Below are 22380 nucleotides of genomic sequence, written 5' to 3' on the forward strand. Positions count from 1 at the left end.
CCCGCTTACAGAATCCGCGGATTTGCTGCGCCGCAGCTTCGCATCGGCGTGATGAGCGAAAAGGCGGCGCGGAACGGGACTCCAAATGAGAACAAAACAGGAATATGCTGACCGCTTGCGGGAATCACCCCCCCTCTCTTGCGGATGTCATGGCCTTCGTCGAACTCTCCGCCACCTCGAATTTCACCTTCCTCACCGGTGGCTCGCACCCCGAGGAGTACATGCGCCGGGCCGCCACCCTCGGCCTGCCCGCGCTGGCGGTGGCGGATGAGAACACCGTGGCGGGCATCGTGCGTGCCCATACCGAGGCGCGCGAGATCGCCCGCGAGGCGCGCCTCGATCCCGCCGCCTTCGCCAGCACTCCGCGCCTGATCCCTGCCGCGCGGATCGTGCTGACCGACGGTTTCACCCTCACCGCCCTGCCGCGCGACCGCGCTGCCTGGGGGCGGCTTTGCCGGCTGATCACCACGGGGCGGCGCGCCAGCGCAAAGGGCAGTTGCGCGCTGAGCTTCGACGACCTGATGGACTGGGGTGAGGGGCTGGAGCTTCTGCTCCACCCCGCCGCCGAAACGGTGGCCCCCGCGCAGACGGCCCCGCGCGGCGCGGGCGCGTGGGTGACGCAGGCGCAGCAACTGGCGCGCCGCTTCCCCGGACAGGTCTCGCTCTTGATGGCCCCCGCCTATGACGGGCAGGACGGCCCCCGCTTTGCCCGCCTCGCCGCGCTGGCCCGGTCGCTGGGCATTCCCCCCGTCGCCTCCGGCCTGCCGCTGATGCACCACGGCGCGCGCCGCAAGCTCACCGACGTGCTGACCGCGATCCGCACCGGCACCCGCGTTGATGCGCTGGGGCGCGCGGCGCTCGCCAATGCCGAACGGCGGCTGCGGTCAGAGCCCGAGATGCTGCGGCTCTTTCGCGGCCATGAGGATGCCGTCCACCGCACGGGCGAAATCGCCGCCCGCCTGACGTTCTCGCTGGACCAGTTGCGCTACGAATACCCCTCCGAGGTGGCGAACGGCGAAAGCCCGGCCCAGCGCCTCGACCGGCTTGCCCGCGCCGGGCTGGCGTGGCGCTATCCGGCGGGCATCTCGCCCCGCGTGCAGGCGATGCTGGAACATGAACTGACCCTGATCGGCAAGCTGAAATACGAACCCTACTTCCTCACCGTGCACGATATCGTGGCCTTCGCCCGGTCGCGCGGCATCCTCTGCCAGGGCCGCGGCTCGGCGGCCAACTCGGTCACCTGCTACGCGCTCGGCGTCACCTCGGTCAGCCCCGAAATCGGCACGATGGTGTTCGAGCGGTTCGTGTCCGAAGCCCGCGACGAGCCGCCCGACATCGACGTGGATTTCGAGCATGAGCGGCGCGAAGAGGTGATCCAGCACATCTATGCCAAATACGGCCGCCACCGCGCCGGGCTCTGCGCCACCGTCATCCATTACCGCGGCAAGCGCGCGGTGCGCGAGGTCGGCACCGCGATGGGCCTCAGCGACGATACCGTGGCCGCCATGTCCAGCCAGATCTGGGGCTGGGGCAGCGCCAAGGCGGTGGACGGCGCGCGGCTCAGGGAAATCGGCCTCGACCCCGCCGACCGCCGCCTGCGCCTGACGATGGAGCTGATCGAAGAGGTTCAGGGCTTCCCCCGCCACCTCAGCCAGCACGTCGGCGGCTTCATCGTCACCGAGGGGCGGCTGGATGAACTGGTGCCGATCGAGAACGCCACGATGGACGACCGCACCGTGATCTGCTGGGACAAGGACGATATCGACAGCTTGGGCATCCTCAAGGTCGATATTCTCGCGCTGGGGATGCTGTCCTGCATCCGCAAGGCGTTCGATCTGATCGCCAAGCACCACCAGACCGATTACAGCCTCGCCACCCTGCCGCCCGAAGACCCGGCGGTTTACGACATGCTGTGCAAGGCCGACTCGCTTGGCATCTTTCAGGTCGAAAGCCGCGCGCAGATGAACTTCCTGCCCCGGATGCGGCCGCGCTGCTTCTACGACCTGGTGATTCAGGTCGCCATCATCCGCCCCGGCCCGATTCAGGGTGACATGGTGCACCCCTACCTGCGCCGCCGGAATGGCGAGGAACAGGTCAGCTTCCCCTCCGACGAGCTGGGCAAGGTTCTGGGCAAGACCCTCGGGGTGCCGCTGTTTCAGGAACAGGCGATGCAGATCGCCATCATCGGCGCGGGCTTCACCCCCGAAGAGGCCGACCGCCTGCGCCGCGCGCTCGCCACCTTCAAGAAGCATGGCAACGTCACCGCGTTTCAGGAGCGTTTCATGGCCGGCATGCGCGCCAACGGCTACGCCGACGACTTCGCCGCCCGCTGCTTTGCCCAGATCGAGGGCTTCGGCAGCTACGGCTTCCCCGAAAGCCACGCGGCCAGCTTCGCCCACCTCGTCTATGCCTCGGCCTGGCTGAAACGCCACCACCCCGGCATCTTCGCCTGCGCCTTGCTGAACGCGCAGCCGATGGGCTTCTACGCCCCCGCCCAGATCGTGCGCGACGCGCGCGAACACGGGGTGCAGGTGCGCCCGGTCTGCATCAACACCAGCCAGTGGGACAACACGATGGAACCCGACGGGCAGGGCGGCCTCGCGCTGCGCCTCGGCTTCCGCCAGATCCGCGCGATGCGGGAAGACGAGGCGCTGTGGATCGCCGCCGCCCGCGGCAACGGTTACCGCGCGGTGCAGGATGTCTGGCGCCGCGCGGGCGTGCCCCCCGCCCTCGTCACCGTGCTGGCCGAGGCCGACGCCTTCGCCGCCCTCGGCCTGACCCGGCGCGAGGCGCTCTGGCAGGCCCGCGCGCTCACCGGCGCGAAGCCGCTGCCGCTCTTCGCGACCGACCTCGACGGCGAGGCGATCGCCGAACCCGCCGTCATCCTGCGCGCCATGACCGAGGGCGAAGAGGTGGTGGAGGATTACGTCGCCCTGCGCCTGACCCTGCGCAGCCACCCGATGGCGCTGCTGCGGGGCTTTCTGACGGCGGCGGCATAAGAATGGGGGCGGCCCAACCCGGCGCCCCAATCTTTCGGTCTCCAAGTATCCCACGGGGGTCCGGGGGTGTGAAACCCCCGGCCCTGTCCGCCTCACGCCACGTCAAACTCCAGCGGCTTCACCTGCTGGAACATCCCCGAGCCTTCCAGCACCGCCACCACCTTCGGGTCGATCGCTTGGTCGAGGTAGAGGATCGCGATCGCGTCCTGCCCGATGCCCGACCGGCCCAGCGTGAAGTTGGCGATGTTCACCCCGTTCTTGCCCATCGTCATCCCCAGCAGGCCGATGATCCCCGGCACGTCCTCGTTGGTGGTGTACAGCATGTGCCGCCCCACCTCGGCGTCGATGTTGATGCCCTTGATCTGGATGAACCGCGGCTTGCCGTCGCTGAAGCAGGTGCCCGCGATCGAGCGTTCGCGGGTATCGGTGACCATCGTCACCTTGATGAAGGCGTCGAACACCCCGGTCTTGTCCTGGCGGGTGGTGGAAACCTGAATCCCCCGCTCTTTCGCCACGATCGGCGCCGAAACCAGGTTCACGTCCGGGTTCTGCGCCTTCATCACGCCCGCGATCACCGCCGAATTCAGCGCGGGCAGGTTCATTTCGGACACTGCGCCGTCATACAGGATGTTGATCGCCTTGATCGGCTCGTCGGTCATCTGGCCGATGAAGGCGCCGAGATGCCCGGCCAGCTTGATCCACGGCCCCATCACGGCGGCCTCTTCCGCCGTCACGTTCGGCATGTTCAGCGCGTTCTGCACCGCGCCGGTCAGCAGGTAATCCGCCATCTGCTCGGCCACCTGCAGCGCCACGTTCTCCTGCGCCTCGGTGGTCGAGGCGCCAAGGTGCGGCGTGCAGACCACGTTCGGCAGCCCGAACAGCGGGCTCGCGGCCGCCGGTTCCACCTCGAACACATCAAGCGCGGCGCCCGCGACATGGCCCGATTGCAGCGCCTCGGCCAGCGCCGCCTCGTCGATCAGCCCGCCGCGCGCGCAGTTGATGATGCGCACGCCCTTTTTCGTTTTCGCCAGCGCCTCGCGGGAAAGGATGTTGCGCGTCTTGTCGGTCAAGGGCACATGCAGCGTGATGAAATCGGCCCGCGCCAGCAGCTCGTCCAGCTCCACCTTGTGCACGCCCAGCGTTTTCGCGCGTTCGTCCGAGAGGAAGGGATCATAGGCGATCACCTTCATGTGCAGCCCCAGCGCGCGGTTGCACACGATGCCGCCAATGTTGCCCGCGCCGATCACGCCCAGCGTCTTGTTGTAAAGCTCCACCCCCATGAAGCGGCTTTTCTCCCACTTCCCGGCCTGGGTCGAGGCGTTTGCCTCGGGCAGTTGCCGCGCCACGGCGAACATCATCGCGATGGCATGTTCGGCCGTGGTGATCGAGTTGCCGAAGGGCGTGTTCATCACGATCACGCCTTTCCGGGAGGCGGCCGGAATGTCGACATTGTCCACCCCGATCCCGGCGCGGCCCACGACCTTCAGCCTGGTGGCCAGCGCCAGCAGCTTGTCGGTGACCTTGGTGGCGGACCGGATGGCAAGGCCGTCATACTGGCCGATGATCTCGGCCAGCTTGTCCTTGTCCTTGCCGAGCTTCGGCAGGTAATCGACCTCGACGCCGCGATCCCGGAAGATCTGCACGGCGGTTTCGGAAAGTTCGTCGGAAACGAGAACGCGGGGGGCCATGAGGGGCGCCTTTCATTTGCGGGAGGTGTCACCCCCGCGCAAGCGGGGGTCTCATGTCGGAAGGGCAGAAGGGCGCAAGCGCGATACGGTGGGCGATCCCCGCTTGCGCGGGGATGACCGTCACGTACCGATGACCGTCACGCCGCCTTGGCCAGCGCCGCGATCTCGGCGTTAAACGCCCACTCGATCCACGGCAACAGCGCGGCCACGTCGGCGGTTTCCACCGTCGATCCGCACCAGATCCGCAGGCCGGGCGGCGCGTCGCGGTAGGCGCCGATGTCCAGCGCGACGCCTTCCTTCTCCAGCCGCCTGGCCGCGGCCTTGGCGAAGGCCGCGCCATCCACGATGCGCGGGTCGGTGAACGTCAGGCAGACGCTGGTGGTGGAAGCCGTTGCCGGATCCACCGCCAGATTGGCGATCCAGTCGCGCGCCGTGCAGAACGCCCACACCGCCGCCGCATTCGCATCCGCCCGCGCGATCAGCCCCTTCAGGCCGCCAGCCGACTTCGCCCACAGCAGCGACACCAGGTAATCCTCCACCGCCAGCATCGACGGCGTGTTGATCGTCTCGCCCTCGAAGATGCCCTCGATCAGCTTGCCCTTGGCGGTCAGCCGGAAAATCTTGGGCAACGGCCAGGCGGGCACATAGCTTTCCAGCCGCTCCACCGCGCGGGGCGACAGGATCAGCATCCCGTGCGCGCCCTCGCCGCCCAGCACCTTCTGCCAACTGAACGTCACCACATCCAGCTTGTCCCACGGCAGGTCCATCGCGAAGGCGGCCGAGGTCGCATCGCAGATCGTCAGGCCCGCGCGGTCGGCCGGGATCGCGTCGCCGTTCGGCACCCGCACGCCCGAGGTGGTGCCGTTCCAGGTGAACACCACGTCACGGTCGAAATCGACCGAGGCCAGATCGACGATCTCGCCATACCCGGCCGTCTTCACCACCGCGTCCAGCTTCAACTGTTTCACCGCGTCGGTGACCCAGCCCTCGCCGAAGCTTTCCCAGGCCAGCATCTCCACCGGCCGGGCGCCCAGCAGCGACCACATCGCCATCTCCATCGCGCCGGTGTCCGAGGCGGGCACGATGCCGATGCGATGGCCCGCGGGCACGCCGAGGATCTCGCGCGTCAGGTCGATCGCCTGCTTCAGCTTGGCCTTGCCGACAGCCGCGCGATGCGACCGGCCCAGCGGCGCATCCGACAGCATGTTCAGTGTGTAACCGGGGATTTTCGCGCAGGGGCCCGAAGAAAAGCGCGGATTGGCCGGCCGTGCGGCCGGAGCGGGCGTGTTCGTCATGTTATCCTCACAGATATACGCCCCTCGTTGGGGAGGGGTGTCCCGCCGATGGGGATACGGGGCCGCGCGCACTGGCACAAGCCGGAAAGTTGCGGTAATCCGCCGCTTGGGGCGCGAAAAACGACACGCCGCTCCACTATCGGAAACTCCCCGGAAGGTCTGGCCCCATGTTCATCGCAACCCTGATGGCGAACCCCGCGCGCCGCGACCTGACCGAGGAAACCGTTCAGACGCAGCGCGCGGCGTGGGCGGGCGGGGCGCCCCTGTGGCTTGACCCCGGCGTTGCGGCCGAGTTCGCGCTCGACTCTGCGCCCGCCGACCTGTGGGCCCGCTGGGCCGCCTTGCAGACGCAGGGCATCGACCTTGTCGTGCAACCCGCCGAGGGGCGCCGCAAGCGGATGCTGCTGGCCGACATGGACAGCACCATGATCGGGCAGGAGTGCATCGACGAACTGGCCGCCGAGGCCGGGGTGGGCGCCCATGTTGCCGCGATCACCCGCCGGGCGATGAACGGCGAGCTGGATTTCGCGGGTTCGCTGCGCGAACGGGTGGCGCTGCTGCGCGGCCTCGACGCGGGTGTCGTCATCAAGGTGCTGGCCGAGCGCATCCGCTTTACCAGCGGCGGGCGCAAGCTGGTGGCGACGATGAAGGACCACGCGGGCTACGCCGTGCTGGTGTCGGGCGGGTTCAGCGCGTTTTCGGAACCCGTCGCGGCCTATCTCGGTTTCGACGAGAACCACGCGAACACCCTCTTGCTGGAGGACGGCAAGCTGACGGGGACCGTGGCAGAGCCGATTCTGGGCCGCGAGGCCAAGGTGCAGGCGCTGGTCGAGATCACCGACCGGCTTGGCATCCCGGTTGCGGATGTGCTGGCCGTGGGCGATGGGGCGAACGATCTGGGGATGCTGCACCGGGCCGGCGCGGGCGTCGCGCTGCACGCCAAACCCGCCGTCGCCGCGCAATGCTCGCTGCGGGTGAACCACGGCGATCTGACCGCGCTGCTTTACCTGCAAGGCTACCACCGCGACGAGTTCGTCGGCGTCCCGTGACCGCAGTCAGCGAGCCCATCACTTAACGATTGCGTTAATTAACGAATCGCGCAATCATCGGCGGCATGGAAACGCTGCCCGCCCTCTTCGCCGCCCTCTCCGACCCGACGCGCCTTGGCATTGTCGAGCGTCTGCTGGCCTCGGGGCCGCAGAGCGCGGGCGAGTTGGGCGACGTCGCCGCCATCTCGGCCCCCGCCGTCTCGCGCCACCTGAAGGTGCTGCGCGAGGCTGCGGTGATCCGGCAGGAAATCGACGGCCCCCGCCGCATCTACTCGGTCGCGCCCGAAGCAATGCGCGCGATCTCTGACTGGACCCTGACCCACCGCGCCTTCTGGGAGTCGAGCCTCGACCGGCTCGACGCCGCCGTGCGCAGGCTGACCGAGGAGGCGCCATGAGCGACCTGCATCTGGAACGCGATTTCCCCGTCGCGCCCGAACGCCTGTTCGATCTGGTCACCACCCGCGCGGGCCTCGTGCAGTGGTTCGGCCCCGAGGGTTTCACCGTGCCCGAGAACGCGCTCGATTTCACCCGCGCGGGGCTCTGGTTCGCAGTGATGGCGGGCCCCGAGGGGCGGCGGCTGAAGGTTTCGGGACAGGTCACGTCTGTGCGCCCGCCGGTCTCGGTGGGCTTCACCTGGGCCTGGCACGACCCCGACGACAAGCGCGGCGCGGAAAGCCATGTGACGCTGACCATCGCCGCCACGCCAAACGGGGCGCGGCTGATCCTCGATCACCGCGACCTTGCCGCCGACGCGGTGGATGCCCATCGCGCGGGCTGGACATCGACCCTGAACAAGCTGGAACGGGTGGCCGGATCGGCCGGACACCCCTGAACGGGAGGACTGAGGATGACGAAGTATCTCTTTGCTTATCACGGCGGCAGCGCGCCCACCGACCCCGCAGAGGGCAAGCGGGTCATGCAGGCCTGGATGGACTGGTTCGCGGGCATCGGCGCGGGGGTGGTTGACGGCGGCAACCCGGTCGGCCAGTCCACCACCGTCTCGACAGCGGGCGTCACGCCGAACGGCGGGGCCAACCCGGTGTCGGGCTATTCCATCCTCGAAGCCGCCGACCATGCCGCCGCGGTGAAGCTGGCGCAAAGCTGCCCGATCCTGGCCTCCGGGGGCAGCATCGAAATCGCCCCGGTCATGGCGATGTAGCCTCAGGCAAACCCTGGCGCGGTGCGGATCACCCCGGTCTCGAAGCCGCGCCAGTTCTTCTGGATCACGTTCAGCCGTTTGCGGGTCGCCGGATGTTCGGCCTCCAGAACGCCCAGCCGGACCAGCAGCGCCGCGATCGCCGCCTCTGACGCGCGGGTGGCGCCGTCGGTGATCTTCAGCGCGATCCCAAGACCCTGTTCCGGCAGGATCGCCACGAACACCGCCTCGGCGCCGGTCTTGATCGAGACCTTGCCGCCCATCGCGCGCATCAGTTCGGTGCAGGACCGGCCCTCACCGGCGACCAGTTCGGGGTAGGCCGCCATCGCCCGCGTCAGCCGGTGCATCGCCCGGTCGCGCGTGTCGCCCGTGCCGGTTGCCCCGGCAAACCGCGCCATCGCCCGCGCCAGCCCGTGCACCGAGGTGGCGAAGTTCGGCGCCGAACAGCCGTCGATGCCGTAACCGGGCGAGGTTTCGCCGGTGACCGCCTCGAACGCGTCCTTCACCGCCACCTGCACCGGGTGCGCCAGGTCCACATACTCCGGCCCCGCCTTCAGGTGCTTCGTCAGCGTCAGGAACCCGGAATGCTTGCCGGAACAGTTGTTGTGGATCTGGCAGGGCGCGGTGTCGGAACAGGTCAGTTCCTTGTTGGCGACCGGGTCATAAGGCATGTGCGATCCGCAGCGCAGATCGGCCTCGGCCAGCCCCAGATCAGCCAGCCAGCGCGTCACCATGTCGGTGTGCAGATGCGCGCCCTGATGGCTGGCACAGGCCAACGCCAGATGCGCCTCGGTCAGCCCCGCCGCGTCGGCCGCACCGCTTTCCACCAGCGGCAGCGCCTGCAACATCTTGCACGACGAGCGCGGAAAGATCACCGCCGACGGGTCGCCCCAGGCCTCGACGATCGTGCCGGAGGCGTCACAGATCACCGCGTGGCCGTCATGGCTGCTCTCCAGCCGCCCGCCGCGCCACAGTTCGACCATCGGATGCGCCGGTGCCATGCGTTGCCTCCCTCACGGTTGCGCGAAAATCCGCCCAAGGGGGTTTCAAGAAACGCCCTTTTTGAAGTATGACTTTCGTATCGAGTTGATCCCGCGCGCGCTACAGGAAAAGGTCGCAGGCAAGCGCCCAGGCGGTGGGGCCAAGAGGCAAGACGGCTGGAGGCTGTAATTGACATGACATCACGGATCGGGCGCGGCGCGATCTTCGCAGGGGCGGTTCTTCTATCGACCCAGGCGATCGCGCAAACGGACACGACGCAATCGACCAACCGCGTCGCCACGAAATCCGACTGGAGCGTGTTCACCGCGGACAGGCCCAAGGAATGCTGGGGAGTATCGAGCCCGAAGTCGAGCGAGACCACCCGCGGCGGCAAGCCCGCGACGGTGAACCGCGATGACGTGCTGTTCTTCGTGACCTACCGCCCCGGCGGCGGCGCGAACGGCGAGATTTCCTTTACCGGCGGCTATACCTTCGCGCCGAAATCCACCGCGACGCTGGACCTGAACGGCACCAAGTATGAGTTGTTCACCGATGGCCAATGGGCCTGGCCGCGCACTCCGGCCGACGACTCGGGCCTGCTTGCGGCGCTCAAGAACGGCTCCGAAGCGACGGTCACCGCACACTCGGTGCGCGGCACGCAGACCAAGGATATCTTCTCGCTGATCGGCTTCACCGCCGCGATGGACGAGGCGCAGAAGCGCTGCGCCGGGAAGTAACGCAACGCGCCGTGCGATTTTCGCGCCCCGTTGCCCGTGCCGCGGGGCGCATCATTTGCAGCGCCCGCGCAAATCCTGTATCACACGCCCCTGTTTCCCGGAGTCTGCGATGCCCGCCCCGACCGATGCCCCGATTTACGCCCCGATCACGCAGGACGTGCTGACCCTGCCGCGCAAGCTGCCCGAGGGCGGGCCGGTCAACCTGATCGGCCTGACCCGTGACCAGATGCGCGACGCACTGATCGCCGCGGGCACACCGGACCGGCAGGCCAAGATGCGCGTGGGTCAGGTCTGGCAATGGGTCTACCACTGGGGCGTGCGCGACTTCGCCGCGATGACCAACCTTGCCAAGGATTACCGCGCCCTGCTGGCCGCGAATTTCACCATCGACCTGCCCGAGATCGTCACCCGGCAGATCAGCGCCGACGGCACCCGCAAGTATCTGGTGCGCATCGCGGGCGGGCATGAGGTGGAAACCGTCTACATCCCCGAAGAGGGGCGCGGCACGCTGTGCATCTCGTCGCAGGTCGGCTGCACGCTGACCTGTTCGTTCTGCCACACCGGCACGCAGAAGCTGGTGCGCAACCTGACGGCGGGCGAGATCGTCGGCCAGGTCATGCTGGCGCGCGACGATCTGGGCGAATGGCCGGTGCCCGGCGCGCCGAAGGACGAAACCCGGCTGATCTCCAACGTCGTGCTGATGGGCATGGGCGAGCCGCTTTACAATTTCGACAACGTCCGTGATGCGATGAAGGTGGTGATGGATAACGAGGGGCTCACCCTCTCGCGCCGCCGCATCACGCTGTCCACCTCGGGCGTGGTGCCTGAAATCGCCCGCACCGCCGAGGAAATCGGCTGCCTGCTCGCCGTCAGCTTTCACGCCACCACCGATGAGGTGCGCGACCGGCTGGTGCCGATCAACAAGCGTTGGAACATCGAAACCCTGCTGAACACCCTGCGCGACTATCCGCGGCTGTCGAACTCGGAACGGATCACCTTTGAATATGTGATGCTGAAGGATGTGAACGACAGCGATGCCGACGCGCGGCGGCTGGTCAAGCTGATCGCGGGGATCCCGGCCAAGATCAATCTGATCCCGTTCAACGAATGGCCCGGCGCCCCCTACCAGCGCAGCGACCGCGACCGCATCAAGGCCTTTGCCGACATCATCTACAAGGCCGGTTACGCCAGCCCGGTCCGCACCCCGCGCGGCGAGGACATCATGGCCGCCTGCGGCCAGCTCAAATCCGCCACCGAACGCGGGCGGCGCGAAAAGGTCTCGCTGAACCCGCAAGCGGCTCAGGGCATCGCGTAGACGGTGAACGCCGCCATCTTGCCACGCCCGAGGTCCATGCCCTTCACCTGACCCTGCGCGACCGGCTGCACCCCCTTCGCCGCCGCCGCCGCCAGAAAGGCCGCCGTGTCAGCGACCACCGCCACCGTGCAGGGGTCAGCCGCCAGCGCCTCGGTCATCGCCGGGGCCTCGCCGGTCCGCACCGGCCCCGGCGACTGGAACACCAGCGAGGGTTCGTCAAACGCCGTCACGATCGGGCGCACCGGGCAGGCGGCCGTCGGCCGCGCCAGCGCAAGGATCGCGGGCGTCGGCCAGAGCGCGGGCACCCGCGCCAGCATCGACAGAAGCCCGGCCCCGAATCCCGCCCCCATCAGCCACACCCCCACCAGCGCCGCCATCGCCATCCGCCCGCGCAACGCGGTCCGGGCGAGCGCGGCCCCCAGGGCGAAGACCGCCAGCGCCAGAACCAGCGGCACCACCGGCCAGGCACCCAGGGTCACGCCATAGCCGGCCGCGCCGATCAGCCCCGCCACCGGGATCGCGGTCAGCAGCCCGCCGACGATCCACTGCCACCGCGCCATCCCGCGTTCGACCACCCCGGCCCAGACCAGCGCCACCGCCACCGCCAGCGCGGGGTAAAGCGGCAGCGTGTAATGCATCAGCTTGGTCGGGCTCGCCTCGAACACGATCCAGCTCGGGATCAGCCAGGCGGCGGTGAAGGCCACCCCCGGCAACGCCCGCCCGCGCCACAGCGCCGGGATCGACAGCGCCAGCGGCACCGAGGCCGGGAAGAACGTCAGCCACAGCAGCGCCAGATAGGCGCCCGGCGGCGCGCCGTGTTGCTCCTGAGCCGCGGCGACCTTGGCCATCAGATCGTGGCCGACCGACTGCACCCAGAACGCCCCGCCCGAGCGGATAGTGATCGCCACGAACCACGGCAGCACCGCGATCATCAACCCGATGCCCCCCGCCAGCGGCCGCAGCGCCAGCAGCCACCCCGCCCGCCGGTGCATCAGCGCCAGCGTCGCCACCGTGGTGCCCACCACCAGCGGCCCCACCGGCCCTTTCAGCAGCACCGACGCCGCCAGCCCGCCCCAGAACAGCACCAGCGCCCCGCGCCCCGGCTCGGCAAAGCTGCCACGCGCAAAGCCCGCGTCGCGCGCCGCACGGTAGAGCCGGGCCAGCGAAGCCTGCGCCATCAGGATCGCGGCCAGCAGCGGCGCATCGGTCGTTGCCAGATGCGCCTCGGCGGTCGTCAGGAACACCCCCGCCAGCATCAACCCGGCCGCCAGCCCGGTCCCCGGCCCACCAAACACCGCACCGATCCGCGCCGTCAGCAGCACCGCCAGCAGCACCGCCGCCAGCGACGAAAGCCGGTATTTCCAGATTTCAGTATCGCCCGCCGACCCCACCGCCTTCAGCACGATGGCCTGCACCCAGTAGATGCCGATCGGCTTTTGATAGCGCGGGCCGTCCTGAAAGCGGATGTCGATCACGTCGCCCGAGGCCACCATCTGCTTGGTCGCCTGCGCGAACCGGGCCTCGTCCCGATCCACCGGGGGCAGGCCGGTAAAGGCGGGCAGCGCCGCGCCAAGCGTCAGGATCAGCAGCAGGACCGCCATCGCGGCCCGCGGCAGGCGCGGCAGCGCGCGGTCGATCAGGCTCACCAGTCGGTCCATCGGCCCCTCCCGTCTCCCTTCTACCTACCCCGCCCCCCGGCAGCGCGAAAGGGTCAGCGCGGCTGCGCGGCGTCGATCACCGCCAGCGCCTCCTCCACCGTCTCGACGAAGGACAGCAGGCGCAGGTCGGCCTCGGCGATGGTTCCGGCCTCCACCAGCGCGCGGAAGTTTACCACCCGGTGCCAGTAGTCCGGCGCGAACAGGATGATCGGCACCGGCTTCATCCGCTTGGTCTGGATCAGCGTGACCGCCTCGAACATCTCGTCCATTGTGCCGAAGCCGCCGGGAAACACCACGATCGCCCGCGCCCGCATCAGGAAATGCATCTTGCGCACCGCGAAGTAGTGAAAGCTGAACGTCAGTTCGGGCGTGACATAGGGGTTGGGGTGCTGCTCGTGCGGCAGCACGATGTTCAGCCCGATCGACATCCCCCCGGCATCCGCCGCGCCCCGGTTGCCCGCCTCCATGATCCCCGGCCCGCCGCCGGTGATCACCACCATCTCGCGCCCGCCGGTGGCAAGGGATCGTTCGGTGATCGCCCGCGCGAAGGCCCGCGCCAACCCGTAGTTGTCGGCCAGCGCCGCCAGCCCCGGCACCTTCGCCTCGTCCCGCCGCGCCGGGTCGGGGATGCGCGCCGAGCCGAAGATCACCACGGTGGACACGATCCCGCGCTCGGTCAGCTCGATTTCGGCCTTCGACAACTCCAGTTGCAGCCGCACCCCGCGCATTTCGTCGCGCAGCAGAAAGTCGGCGTCGTTGAACGCCAGCCGGTACGACGGCGACCGCGTCTGCGGCGTATCGGGCACCGCGCGGGCACGGCGGATATCCTCGCTCGCGTCGCGCAATCGGCTGATGCGGTCATCGGTCATGGTCAGGCCTCCTTCGGGCCGGATTGCGCGGCGGGCCCGCCTCGTCTATAGCCTGACGCCCAGTGAAGCCAGCCACGTTGCGGAGGAAACCATGCCGAACGCCGCCCTCGAAGCCGCCATCGAAGCCGCCTGGGACGTGCGCGACACGATCTCCCCCGCGACCAAGGGCGAGGCGCGCAACGCGATTCAGGCAACGCTCGCCGCGCTCGACAGCGGCACGCTGCGGGTGGCGGAACGGCAGACCGATGGCGCGTGGCACGTCAACCAATGGGCCAAGAAGGCGGTGCTGCTCGGCTTCCGGCTTACCGACATGGCGCAGCAATCGGGCGGTCCGCAAGGCGGTGGCTGGTGGGACAAGGTGGATTCGAAATTCGCCGGCTGGGGCGATCCCGAATGGCGCGCGGCGGGCTTCCGCGCCGTGCCCAGCGCCATCGTCCGCCGCTCGGCCTTCATCGCGCGCGGCGTGGTGTTGATGCCCAGCTTCGTCAACCTCGGCGCCTATGTCGATGAAGGCACGATGGTCGACACCTGGGCCACCGTCGGCTCCTGCGCGCAGATCGGCAAGAACGTGCACCTGTCGGGCGGCGTCGGCATCGGCGGCGTGCTGGAACCGATGCAGGCGGGCCCGACGATCATCGAGGACAACTGCTTCATCGGGGCGCGGAGCGAGGTGGTCGAGGGCTGCATCATCCGCGAAGGCTCGGTACTCGGCATGGGCGTCTTCATCGGCAAGTCCACCAAGATCGTCGACCGTGAAACCGGCAGCGTCACCTATGGCGAGGTGCCCGCCGGGTCGGTCGTCGTCGCGGGCTCGATGCCCTCGAAGAACGGCGTCCACCTCTACTGCGCGGTGATCGTGAAGAAGGTGGATGCCCAGACCCGGTCCAAGACCTCGATCAACGAACTTCTGCGGGACTGAGCACATGACCGAAACCCCTGAGAAACCCAGGCGCCCCCAGCAGGTCTATACCCTGCTTGTCGAGGTTGGCCGTTGCGAAAATGACGGCCTGCCTGACACGTCCACCGGCGCGGGCCTGCTGTGCTACGCCTCCGGCGTGGACGAGGCCGAGGCGGTGCGTGAAACCGTGGCGCTGCTGAAGACCGCCGAGATGGCGCCTTTGGACGTCACCGGCTATGGCACGCTGGCGGAACGCCTTGCCGATGGCGAAGAGATCGGCGCCGAGGAGGTCGCGCTGATGGAACGCGCGCTGGCCGAAAACTCAGTGGTGGTGGCCTCGATGACGCCGTTCTTCGACTAGACCGCCGCGCGCAGCCAGTCCGCCGCGAAGGCTGCCCGGTCGCAGCCGGAGAACCGCGCCAGCCGGTCCAGTTCAGCCTCCAGCCGCTGCACCCGCCCCGCGCCCGGCGCCACCCCCCGCTCGGGCCAGAACGCCCGCACGGCCAGCGTGCCGGATTGCCGGTCCGCCCTGGCGTCGATCCGGCCGATCAACCGGTCACCCTCCAGCACCGGAAAGACGTAGTAGCCGTAGGTCCGCTTGGCCTCGGGCACGAAGACCTCGATCCGGTAGTGAAAGCCGAAGAGCCGCTCCGCCCGGTTGCGATTCCGCAGCGCCGGGTCGAACGGGCTCAGGATGCGCACCCGGCCGGTCGGCTCGGGCGGCGCCTCGTCCAGCACCTGCGGCCGCGCCAGACATCGCCGCGGCGCCCCGTCGGCGCCCGCCACCTCGATCTCGATCAGCGCTCCCGACTGCACCCCCTTGGCGCACCAGGCTTTTGCCTCCTCCGGCGTGACCGCCGCGAAGAACGCCGCGACCTCGCCCGGGGTGGCAAAGCCCAGCCGGTCCAGCGCCGCGGTGCAGGCCCAGTCCACCGTCTCTTCCGGCGCCGGGCAGGGTGCCGCGTGATGCAGCGGAATCACCCGCTCGGTCAGGTCGTAGATCTTGCGGAACCCCTCGCGCCGCGCCACCGCGATATGCCCGCAGCGCCACAGGTATTCCAGCGCGGTCTTCGACGGATGCCACTCCCACCAGCCGCCCGTGCCGCGCTCTTCGCCCTCGCCGACCTCGGCGGAACTCACCGGCCCGTGGTCGGCGATGCGCTTCATCACCTCGTCCACGTTCGCCAGATAGCCGTCGCCGCGCCACGTCCGCCAGCGTTCCACCAGCCGCTCGCGGTCGCGGGCAAAGCGGTGTTTCCAATGCGGAAAGAACGCCGTCGGGATGATCGAGGCGTCATGCGTCCAATGCTCGAACAGGCTGCAGTGATCCTCCAGCAGCGGCGCCAGCTGTTCCGGCCGATAGCCCGGCCAGCGCGCCCGCAGGATCATGTGATGCGCCCGCTCGATGGTGGTGATGCTGTCCAGTTGCACAAAGCCAAGCTGCTCGATCATTGCCAGCAACCCGGCGGCGTCCGGCTTGCCGGGCCGCACATCGTCCAGCAGGTGGCGCTGCAGGAACAGGCGGCGGGCGGTTTCGTTGCGCAGCACGGGGCGGGTCATTGGCATCTTTCCTCCGGGTAACCCTGCATAGCGCAGGGCCGGGCGCCCTTACAGCACCCGGCCCATTCATCTTGGCACCAAATATCCCCGCCGGAGGCTCCGCCGTCAGACGAAGCGATTCCAGAGGTTTTCCAGCCGCTCCTGCCGCCCCGATTTCGGCTGCGGGTTCAGCCCCTCGGCCAGCACCCGCGCCGCGATCCCGTCCAGCGTGCCGCTTTCCAGCATCGCCTTGGCGGCAGGCGTTTCCCAGCCGACATAGCGAGCCTTGCGCGCAGCCTCCAGCGACCCGTCGGCCAGCAGCGCCGCCGCCGATTTCAGCGCCCGGGCGCAGGTGTCCATCGCGCCGACATGCGACAGGATCAGGTCTTCCGCATCCAGGCTCTGGCGCCGGATGCGGGCGTCGAAGTTGGTGCCGCCGGTGCTGAAGCCGCCGACCTTCAGGATCTCGTAATAGGCCAGCGCCATTTCCGGCACGTTGTTGGGGAACTGGTCGGTATCCCAGCCGGACTGGTAGTCGTTCCGGTTCATGTCGATCGAGCCGAAGATGCCAAGGCTGGTGGCGGTGGCGATCTCGTGCTCGAACGTGTGGCCAGCGAGGATGGAGTGCCCTTGTTCGATGTTCACCCGGATCTCGTGTTCCAGCCCGAACCGCTTGAGGAACCCGTAAACCGTTGAAACGTCATAGTCATACTGATGCTTGCTGGGTTCCTGCGGCTTCGGCTCGATCAGGATCGTGCCGGTGAACCCGATCTTGTGCTTGTAATCGACCACCATGTGCAGGAACCGCGCCATATGCTCGGCCTCGGCCTTCAGGTCGGTGTTCAAGAGCGTCTCGTAGCCCTCGCGCCCGCCCCACAGCACATAGTTCGCGCCGCCCAGCTTGTGGGTGGCGTCCATGCAGGTCTTCACCGTGGCCGCCGAAAAGGCGAAAATGTCGGGGTCGGGATTGGTCGCCGCCCCGGCCATGTAGCGGCGGTTGGTGAACAGGTTCGCGGTGCCCCAGAGCAGCTTGGTCTTCGATGTTTCCATCTTCCCGGCGAAGTAGTCGACGATGGCTTCGAGGTTGCGGGTGTTCTCGGCGAAATCCCGGCCCTCGGGCCGGACGTCGGCATCGTGGAAGCAGAAGAACGGCGCGCCGAGGATGTCGAACATCTCGAAGGCGGCATCGGCCTTCAGCCGGGCCAGCGCCATCGCATCGCCCGCCTCGAACCAGGGCCGCTCGAAGGTCTGTCCCCCGAACGGATCGCCGCCCTGATAGGCAAAGCTGTGCCAGTAGGCGACGGCAAAGCGCAGGTGGTCGGCCATGCGCTTGCCCATCACCACTTCGTCGGGGTTGTAGTGGTGAAAGGCGAATTCGTTCGCGCTCTCCGGCCCTTCGTAGCGGATGGCCGGGATGCTCTTGAAATAATCGGTCATGATCTGTCCTCAGGTGCTCAGGCGTTGCACGGCGCCTTGTGCCGCGCGGAAGCGGGCGTGGGCCGCGTCGAAAGCGGCGGCGAGCCCGGCGTCGGGCTCGACCGTGCGGGCGATGGCGGGGGCGGTGGCGATCTCGGCCCCGGCGCCGGTGGCGGCCATGATCGCCAGCCGCGCGGCCCCGAAGGCGCCGCCGAAATCGCCCGAAACAGGCACCTGCACCGGCGTGCCAAGCGCGGTGGCGATGGCGCGCAGCCAGTAATCCGACCGTGAGCCGCCGCCGACCGCCAGCAGGCTGGTGATGCGGGTGCCGGTGGCGGCCAGCGCGTCGCGGCAGTCGCGGATGGCGAAGGTCACGCCCTCCAGCACGGCGCGGGTGGCGGCGGCGCGGTCGGTCGCGTGTTCCAGGCCGATGAACGCGCCACGGATGGCGGCATCGTTCAAGGGCGTCCGCTCGCCGCCCAGATAGGGCAGGAACAGGGTCTTGCCCGGCGCCTTCAGCGGCCCGAGCCCGCCGGTCAGCGCCGCGGCATCTGATCCGACAAGGCCTGCGAACCAGTTCAGCGCGTCGGTGGCGGCGAGGATCACGCCCATCTGGTGCCAGGTGTTCGGCAGCGCGTGGCAGAAGGTGTGCACCGCCGTTTCCGGTGCCGGTTGATAGCCGTCGTTGGCCGCGAACAGCACGCCCGAGGTGCCGAGGCTGACGAAGGCCTCGCCCGCGCGGACCACGCCGACGCCAACGCCCGAGGCCGCATTGTCGCCGCCGCCGCCCGCCACGATCACATCGCGGCGCAGGCCCCAGCGGGTGGCAAGCTGCGGCCGGATCACGCCCGAAACCTCGGACCCCTCGACCAGTCGCGGCATCTGATCACGCGACAGTTCCGTCGCGGCCAGCAGCGCATCCGACCAGTCGCGCGCCCCGGTATCCAGCCAACTGGTGCCCGCGGCATCCGACATTTCGGCAACGTGGTCGCCGGTCAGCCAGAGCCGCAGGTAGTCCTTCGGCAGCAGCACCTTGGCGACGCGGGCGAACAGCACCGGTTCATGGCGCTGCACCCACATCAGCTTGGGCGCCGTGAAGCCCGGAAAGACGATGTTGCCGGTGACGCGCCGAAAGATCGGGTCGCCGTCAAGCTCGGCGGCCTCTTCATGCGCGCGGGTGTCATTCCACAGGATGCAGGGCCGCAGCACCTCGTCCGAGACGTCGAGCAGCGTCGCGCCGTGCATCTGGCCCGACAGACCGATCGCCCGCACCCCGGCCAGCGAGCGTTCGGCCGCCAGCGCATCCAGCACCGACTCGGTCGCGGCGATCCAGTCGGCGGGGGATTGCTCCGACCAGCCATCGGCCGGTCGGCTGACCGCCAGCGGGGCCGAGGCCTCGGCCAGCACCGTCTGCGCCTCGTCGATCAGGATGGCCTTCAGACCCGACGTGCCCAGATCGAGGCCAAGGAACATCACGCCACCTGTTCGGGCATCTTGCCGAGGATGATCATGCCCAGCAGGTCGTCCTCGGAGACGTCGGCGCATTTCACGATCCCGACGACCTGACCGTTCTTCATCACGCAGGCGCGGTCGCAGAGGATTTTCACCTGATGGATGTCGTGGTCGATCAGGAAGATGCCCAGGCCCTGGCGCTTCAACTCCTTGATGAGTTCGGCGACCATCTGGGTTTCATGCGGCCCGAGCGCCGCGGTCGGCTCGTCCATGATCAGGATCTTGGCGTTGAAGTAGACCGCCCGCGCGATGGCGACCGACTGCCGCTGCCCGCCCGAAAGCGCCGAGACCGGGGCTTTGAACTTGCGGAAGTTCGGGTTGAGCCGCGCGATGATCTTGCGCGTCTCCGCCTCCATCTGCGCATCGTCGACGAAGCCCAGCGGCGTCACCAACTCGCGCCCCAGGAACAGGTTCGACCCGGCATCGAGGTTATCGGCCAGCGCAAGCGTCTGGTAGATCGTCTCGATGTTGTACTTGCGGGCGTCGCGCGGGTTGTTGATGATCGCTTTTTCACCGTTGATGAATATCTCGCCGGAGTCGCGCTGATAAGCGCCGGAAAGCATCTTCATCAGGCAGGATTTGCCGGCGCCGTTGTGACCAAGAACGCCCACCACTTCGCCCGGATAAAGGTCGAGGCTAACATGGTCCACCGCCTTGATGCCGCCAAAAGCGATGGACATGTCGCGCAGTTCGACAAGAGGCGTGCTCATTTCAGGGCTCCCGTACGCTTGCGATAGAGGGTGTCGACGAAGACCGCCAGCACAAGGACGGCCCCCACCACCATGTTCTGGAACGGCGAGTCGACGCCGACCATTGCCATGCCCGATTGCAGCGACTGCATGATCAGCGCGCCGAGGATGGCGCCATAGATCGTGCCGACGCCGCCCGACAATGCGGTTCCGCCGATGACCGCCGCCGCGATGGTGCGCAACTCGTCCAGCGTGCCGATGTCATTGGTGTGGTAGGTCTGGCGCGCCGAGGCGACCACGGCGGAAAGCCCGGCCAGCATCCCCATCAGGGCGAAGACCTTCACCGTCAGCAGCCGGGTGTTGATGCCCGACAGCGAGGCCGCGTCGGGGTTGCCACCGGCCGCGAAGATGTAGCGGCCAAAGCGGGTCTTGGCGGCAACGATCGTCATGGCGATGGCCACCGCGATCAGCAGGAAGACCGAGATCGGCAGACCGTAAACGTCATGATACCCGTCCGGCATTGTCTGGCCAATGGCGTCGAAGCGCCGCTTGAGCACCGCCTCCGGCACGTCGTAGGAGTTCAGCGTCCAGACGAAACCGAGGATCACCACGATGGCGATGGCGACGATCGTCGCTTCGGCCCACATCGGCTTGACCGGGAATTCATGTTTGATCCGGCCGCGACGGCCCTGGAGCAGGCCGTAGACGGTGGCGGCGCAGGCGATCAGCCCGAACGCCCAGGACAGCGGCGCACCGAGGGTGCCGTTGATGCCGCCGAACAGTTGGAAATTCTCGTCGAGCGGGCCAAGCGTCTGACCGCTGGTGAAGTACCAGGCCACGTTGCGCCACACCAGCAGGCCGCCCAGAGTCACGATGAACGAAGGCACCGACAGGTAACCGATCAACCAGCCGTTGAAGGCGCCGACAAGCGCGCCGACGAGCAGCCCGGCCACAATTGCGACCGGCGCGATCAGCGGGCTGCCCAGCGCGATGCCGAGATCGGGCATGAACTGCACCTGAACAAGGCCCATCACCGCCGAGCACAGGCACAAGAGCGAGCCAACCGACAGGTCGATGTCGCGCAGCACGATCACGAAGACCATGCCCGTTGCCATGATCGCGACCGAGACGGTCTGGATCGTCAGGTTGAAGATGTTGCGCGGCGTCAGGAACAAGCCGCCGGTAAAGATATGGAACCCGATCGTCAGAACGACAAAGGCGACCACCATGCCCAGCAGGCGGGTGTCGAGTTCCAATGTGTCGATGAAGCTCTTCTTCCCGGCGGAGGCCGGAACATTTGCCGATGCGGTCATTGCGGTGATCCCGAGGATTAGGCCACGCCGCCCCGGCCATCTGGGCCCGGAGGCCCCGGCTTGCGCCGGGGCGACGTGGGAGGGTCAGTGGTTAGCCGTGCTTACTTGCAAGCGGCCGGAGCGTCTTGCTTCACGCCTTGGCAGGCTTCGGCTTTCGTGATCCAGCCAGCCTTGATCACCACGTCGAGGTTGGCCTTGGTGACCGCGATCGGCTTCAGCAGAAGCGAGTTGACGGTATTGCCGCCCGGGGTCTTGAACGGAGCTTCGCCCTTGACCTTGGCGTTCGGGTCTTTCGCCAGCATCGCGGCGATTTCACCGGCGTTCTTGCCAAGCTCACGCGAGTCTTTCCAGACCGAAACGGTCTGCGTGCCAAGCGCGATACGGTTCAGCGCGGCCTTGTCGCCATCCTGGCCGGAGAGCGGAACCACCATTCCCTGTGCCGCGAGCGCTGCCTGCGCGCCACCGGCAGTGCCGTCGTTCGAGGCCACAACGGCGTCAACCTTGTTGTTGTTGGCCGTCAGGATCTGCTCCATGTTCTTCTGCGCGTTGGCGGGCAGCCAGCCATCGGTGTATTGCTCGCCGACAACCTTGATGTCGCCCTTGTCGATCGCAGCCTTCAGCACTTCCATCTGGCCCGAGTGCAGGAAGTCCGAGTTCGGGTCGGTCGCCGAGCCTTTGATGAAGACGTAGTTGCCCTTCGGCGCAGCCTTGAACACGGCGGCAGCCTGCATCCGGCCGACTTCGATGTTGTCGAAGGTCAGGTAGAACGCAGCCGGGTCTTCGATCAGGCGGTCGTAGGCGATGACCGGGATGCCCGCGTCATGCGCGGCCTTCATCGCCGGGGCGATGGCCTTGGTGTCCTGAGCGAGGATGATCAGCACCTTGGCGCCTAGCGTGATCAGGCTTTCCACGTCTGTGATCTGCTTGGCCGACGACGACTGCGCGTCGGTCGAGATGTAGCTGTCGCCCGCCGCCTTCAGCGCCGCCTTGATCGCGGCTTCGTCGGTTTTCCAGCGCTCTTCCTGGAAGTTCGACCAGCTGACGCCAACGACGGCCGCATTGGCCACCATCGGCAGGGCAAGGCCGGCCGCAAGTGCGACGGCCGTCATGAAGTTCTTACGCATATTGATCCTCCCATTGGATGCGGCCAGCGAAGGGCCGGTCCGACGGATTCGTCGGCACGGCACGAAAATGACGCCAATAAATTTAGTTGTCAAAATAAAAATGATGGAAGAATGTCATGCACATGGCGAAGCGCCAAAGAAT

The 22380-nt window shown here is 67.8% G+C and carries 20 protein-coding genes; 9 read left to right on the forward strand and 11 right to left on the reverse strand.

Annotation, left to right across the window (positions count from 1 at the left end; all coding sequences use genetic code 11):
* Nucleotides 1-149: 149 nt before the first annotated feature.
* Nucleotides 150-2999, forward strand: a complete 2850-nt coding sequence (locus AC11WY_RS03820; protein ID WP_482922709.1) for an error-prone DNA polymerase — start codon at nt 150-152, stop codon at nt 2997-2999.
* Nucleotides 3000-3091: 92 nt separating this feature from the next.
* Here AC11WY_RS03820 and serA read toward each other — a convergent pair whose 3' ends face one another.
* Both serA and AC11WY_RS03830 read right to left on the reverse strand, forming a co-directional pair.
* Nucleotides 3092-4687 (reverse strand): phosphoglycerate dehydrogenase, encoded by a 1596-nt coding sequence (gene serA / locus AC11WY_RS03825; protein ID WP_482922711.1) that lies wholly within the window; start codon nt 4685-4687, stop codon nt 3092-3094.
* Between the two features lie 137 nt (nt 4688-4824).
* Nucleotides 4825-5982, reverse strand: a complete 1158-nt coding sequence (locus AC11WY_RS03830) for a phosphoserine transaminase (protein WP_482922713.1) — start codon at nt 5980-5982, stop codon at nt 4825-4827.
* A 167-nt stretch (nt 5983-6149) separates the two neighbouring features.
* Between AC11WY_RS03830 and serB the strand changes: the two genes are divergently transcribed.
* The 4 genes from serB (at nt 6150) to AC11WY_RS03850 (ending at nt 8190) form a co-directional block, all read left to right on the forward strand.
* Nucleotides 6150-7031, forward strand: coding sequence for a phosphoserine phosphatase SerB (gene serB / locus AC11WY_RS03835; protein WP_482922715.1), 882 nt, complete (start codon nt 6150-6152; stop codon nt 7029-7031).
* A 65-nt stretch (nt 7032-7096) separates the two neighbouring features.
* Nucleotides 7097-7426: an ArsR/SmtB family transcription factor gene (locus AC11WY_RS03840; RefSeq protein WP_482922717.1), complete on the forward strand. Its 330-nt coding sequence runs from the start codon at nt 7097-7099 to the stop codon at nt 7424-7426.
* On the forward strand, nt 7423-7863 hold the full coding sequence (locus tag AC11WY_RS03845) for an SRPBCC family protein (protein ID WP_482922719.1): 441 nt from the start codon (nt 7423-7425) through the stop codon (nt 7861-7863). The genes AC11WY_RS03840 and AC11WY_RS03845 overlap by 4 nt, the downstream gene beginning before the upstream one ends.
* A gap of 15 nt (nt 7864-7878) precedes the next feature.
* Nucleotides 7879-8190, forward strand: a complete 312-nt coding sequence (locus AC11WY_RS03850; RefSeq protein ID WP_482922721.1) for a YciI family protein — start codon at nt 7879-7881, stop codon at nt 8188-8190.
* Between the two features lie 2 nt (nt 8191-8192).
* Here the strand turns inward: AC11WY_RS03850 and AC11WY_RS03855 are convergent, their stop codons facing one another.
* Nucleotides 8193-9188: an asparaginase gene (locus AC11WY_RS03855; protein ID WP_482922723.1), complete on the reverse strand. Its 996-nt coding sequence runs from the start codon at nt 9186-9188 to the stop codon at nt 8193-8195.
* A 174-nt stretch (nt 9189-9362) separates the two neighbouring features.
* Here AC11WY_RS03855 and AC11WY_RS03860 point away from each other — a divergent pair, with 174 nt between their 5' ends.
* Together AC11WY_RS03860 and rlmN are read left to right on the forward strand one after the other, a co-directional pair.
* A complete protein-coding gene (locus tag AC11WY_RS03860; RefSeq protein WP_482922725.1) occupies nt 9363-9905 on the forward strand; it encodes an invasion associated locus B family protein in 543 nt (180 codons plus the stop codon).
* Nucleotides 9906-10014: 109 nt separating this feature from the next.
* A complete protein-coding gene (rlmN, locus tag AC11WY_RS03865; RefSeq protein WP_482922727.1) occupies nt 10015-11220 on the forward strand; it encodes a dual-specificity RNA methyltransferase RlmN in 1206 nt (401 codons plus the stop codon).
* On the opposite strand, the gene AC11WY_RS03870 is transcribed toward rlmN, so the two are convergent.
* Both AC11WY_RS03870 and AC11WY_RS03875 read right to left on the reverse strand, forming a co-directional pair.
* A complete protein-coding gene (locus AC11WY_RS03870) occupies nt 11205-12878 on the reverse strand; it encodes an ArnT family glycosyltransferase (protein WP_482922729.1) in 1674 nt (557 codons plus the stop codon). The genes rlmN and AC11WY_RS03870 overlap by 16 nt on opposite strands.
* A 53-nt stretch (nt 12879-12931) precedes the next feature.
* Nucleotides 12932-13747 (reverse strand): LOG family protein, encoded by an 816-nt coding sequence (locus tag AC11WY_RS03875; RefSeq protein ID WP_482922731.1) that lies wholly within the window; start codon nt 13745-13747, stop codon nt 12932-12934.
* A 91-nt stretch (nt 13748-13838) separates the two neighbouring features.
* On the opposite strand from AC11WY_RS03875, the gene dapD reads away from it, so the two are divergent.
* Both dapD and AC11WY_RS03885 read left to right on the forward strand, forming a co-directional pair.
* Nucleotides 13839-14666 carry a 2,3,4,5-tetrahydropyridine-2,6-dicarboxylate N-succinyltransferase gene (gene dapD / locus AC11WY_RS03880; protein ID WP_482922733.1) on the forward strand — a complete coding sequence of 276 codons (828 nt, stop codon included), beginning with the start codon at nt 13839-13841 and terminating at the stop codon, nt 14664-14666.
* 4 nt (nt 14667-14670) lie between these two features.
* A complete protein-coding gene (locus AC11WY_RS03885; protein WP_482922735.1) occupies nt 14671-15006 on the forward strand; it encodes a hypothetical protein in 336 nt (111 codons plus the stop codon).
* Here the strand turns inward: AC11WY_RS03885 and AC11WY_RS03890 are convergent.
* The 6 genes from AC11WY_RS03890 to xylF form a co-directional block, all read right to left on the reverse strand.
* Entirely contained in the window at nt 15003-16205 is a 1203-nt protein-coding gene (locus AC11WY_RS03890) for a winged helix-turn-helix domain-containing protein (RefSeq protein WP_482922737.1), read from the reverse strand. The genes AC11WY_RS03885 and AC11WY_RS03890 overlap by 4 nt on opposite strands.
* Before the next feature lie 105 nt (nt 16206-16310).
* The gene (xylA, locus tag AC11WY_RS03895) at nt 16311-17621 is read right to left on the reverse strand and encodes a xylose isomerase (RefSeq protein ID WP_482922739.1); all 1311 of its coding nucleotides are present in this window, start codon (nt 17619-17621) and stop codon (nt 16311-16313) included.
* A gap of 9 nt (nt 17622-17630) precedes the next feature.
* Complete coding sequence (xylB, locus tag AC11WY_RS03900) at nt 17631-19073, reverse strand: xylulokinase (RefSeq protein WP_482922741.1); 1443 nt, start codon at nt 19071-19073, stop codon at nt 17631-17633.
* Nucleotides 19073-19822, reverse strand: coding sequence for an ATP-binding cassette domain-containing protein (locus AC11WY_RS03905; protein ID WP_482922743.1), 750 nt, complete (start codon nt 19820-19822; stop codon nt 19073-19075). Before AC11WY_RS03905 ends, xylB begins: the two co-directional genes overlap by 1 nt.
* The gene (locus AC11WY_RS03910; protein ID WP_482922745.1) at nt 19819-21114 is read right to left on the reverse strand and encodes a sugar ABC transporter permease; all 1296 of its coding nucleotides are present in this window, start codon (nt 21112-21114) and stop codon (nt 19819-19821) included. Before AC11WY_RS03910 ends, AC11WY_RS03905 begins: the two co-directional genes overlap by 4 nt.
* Before the next feature lie 101 nt (nt 21115-21215).
* The gene (xylF, locus tag AC11WY_RS03915) at nt 21216-22238 is read right to left on the reverse strand and encodes a D-xylose ABC transporter substrate-binding protein (protein WP_482922747.1); all 1023 of its coding nucleotides are present in this window, start codon (nt 22236-22238) and stop codon (nt 21216-21218) included.
* Nucleotides 22239-22380: the final 142 nt, after the last annotated feature.

Source organism: Solirhodobacter sp. (assembly GCF_964715405.1).

What these genes read in the sequence shown, in the direction of transcription:
- AC11WY_RS03870 (WP_482922729.1), bottom strand. Translation starts at nt 12,878, where the DNA reads ATGGACCGACTGGTGAGCCTGATCGACCGCGCGCTGCCGCGCCTGCCG.
- rlmN (WP_482922727.1), top strand. Translation starts at nt 10,015, where the DNA reads ATGCCCGCCCCGACCGATGCCCCGATTTACGCCCCGATCACGCAGGAC.
- xylF (WP_482922747.1), bottom strand. Translation starts at nt 22,238, where the DNA reads ATGCGTAAGAACTTCATGACGGCCGTCGCACTTGCGGCCGGCCTTGCC.
- AC11WY_RS03850 (WP_482922721.1), top strand. Translation starts at nt 7,879, where the DNA reads ATGACGAAGTATCTCTTTGCTTATCACGGCGGCAGCGCGCCCACCGAC.
- AC11WY_RS03855 (WP_482922723.1), bottom strand. Translation starts at nt 9,188, where the DNA reads ATGGCACCGGCGCATCCGATGGTCGAACTGTGGCGCGGCGGGCGGCTG.
- AC11WY_RS03910 (WP_482922745.1), bottom strand. Translation starts at nt 21,114, where the DNA reads ATGACCGCATCGGCAAATGTTCCGGCCTCCGCCGGGAAGAAGAGCTTC.
- AC11WY_RS03820 (WP_482922709.1), top strand. Translation starts at nt 150, where the DNA reads ATGGCCTTCGTCGAACTCTCCGCCACCTCGAATTTCACCTTCCTCACC.
- AC11WY_RS03905 (WP_482922743.1), bottom strand. Translation starts at nt 19,822, where the DNA reads ATGAGCACGCCTCTTGTCGAACTGCGCGACATGTCCATCGCTTTTGGC.
- AC11WY_RS03890 (WP_482922737.1), bottom strand. Translation starts at nt 16,205, where the DNA reads ATGACCCGCCCCGTGCTGCGCAACGAAACCGCCCGCCGCCTGTTCCTG.
- xylA (WP_482922739.1), bottom strand. Translation starts at nt 17,621, where the DNA reads ATGACCGATTATTTCAAGAGCATCCCGGCCATCCGCTACGAAGGGCCG.
- xylB (WP_482922741.1), bottom strand. Translation starts at nt 19,073, where the DNA reads ATGTTCCTTGGCCTCGATCTGGGCACGTCGGGTCTGAAGGCCATCCTG.
- AC11WY_RS03875 (WP_482922731.1), bottom strand. Translation starts at nt 13,747, where the DNA reads ATGACCGATGACCGCATCAGCCGATTGCGCGACGCGAGCGAGGATATC.
- AC11WY_RS03845 (WP_482922719.1), top strand. Translation starts at nt 7,423, where the DNA reads ATGAGCGACCTGCATCTGGAACGCGATTTCCCCGTCGCGCCCGAACGC.
- AC11WY_RS03860 (WP_482922725.1), top strand. Translation starts at nt 9,363, where the DNA reads ATGACATCACGGATCGGGCGCGGCGCGATCTTCGCAGGGGCGGTTCTT.
- AC11WY_RS03830 (WP_482922713.1), bottom strand. Translation starts at nt 5,982, where the DNA reads ATGACGAACACGCCCGCTCCGGCCGCACGGCCGGCCAATCCGCGCTTT.
- AC11WY_RS03840 (WP_482922717.1), top strand. Translation starts at nt 7,097, where the DNA reads ATGGAAACGCTGCCCGCCCTCTTCGCCGCCCTCTCCGACCCGACGCGC.
- serB (WP_482922715.1), top strand. Translation starts at nt 6,150, where the DNA reads ATGTTCATCGCAACCCTGATGGCGAACCCCGCGCGCCGCGACCTGACC.
- serA (WP_482922711.1), bottom strand. Translation starts at nt 4,687, where the DNA reads ATGGCCCCCCGCGTTCTCGTTTCCGACGAACTTTCCGAAACCGCCGTG.
- dapD (WP_482922733.1), top strand. Translation starts at nt 13,839, where the DNA reads ATGCCGAACGCCGCCCTCGAAGCCGCCATCGAAGCCGCCTGGGACGTG.
- AC11WY_RS03885 (WP_482922735.1), top strand. Translation starts at nt 14,671, where the DNA reads ATGACCGAAACCCCTGAGAAACCCAGGCGCCCCCAGCAGGTCTATACC.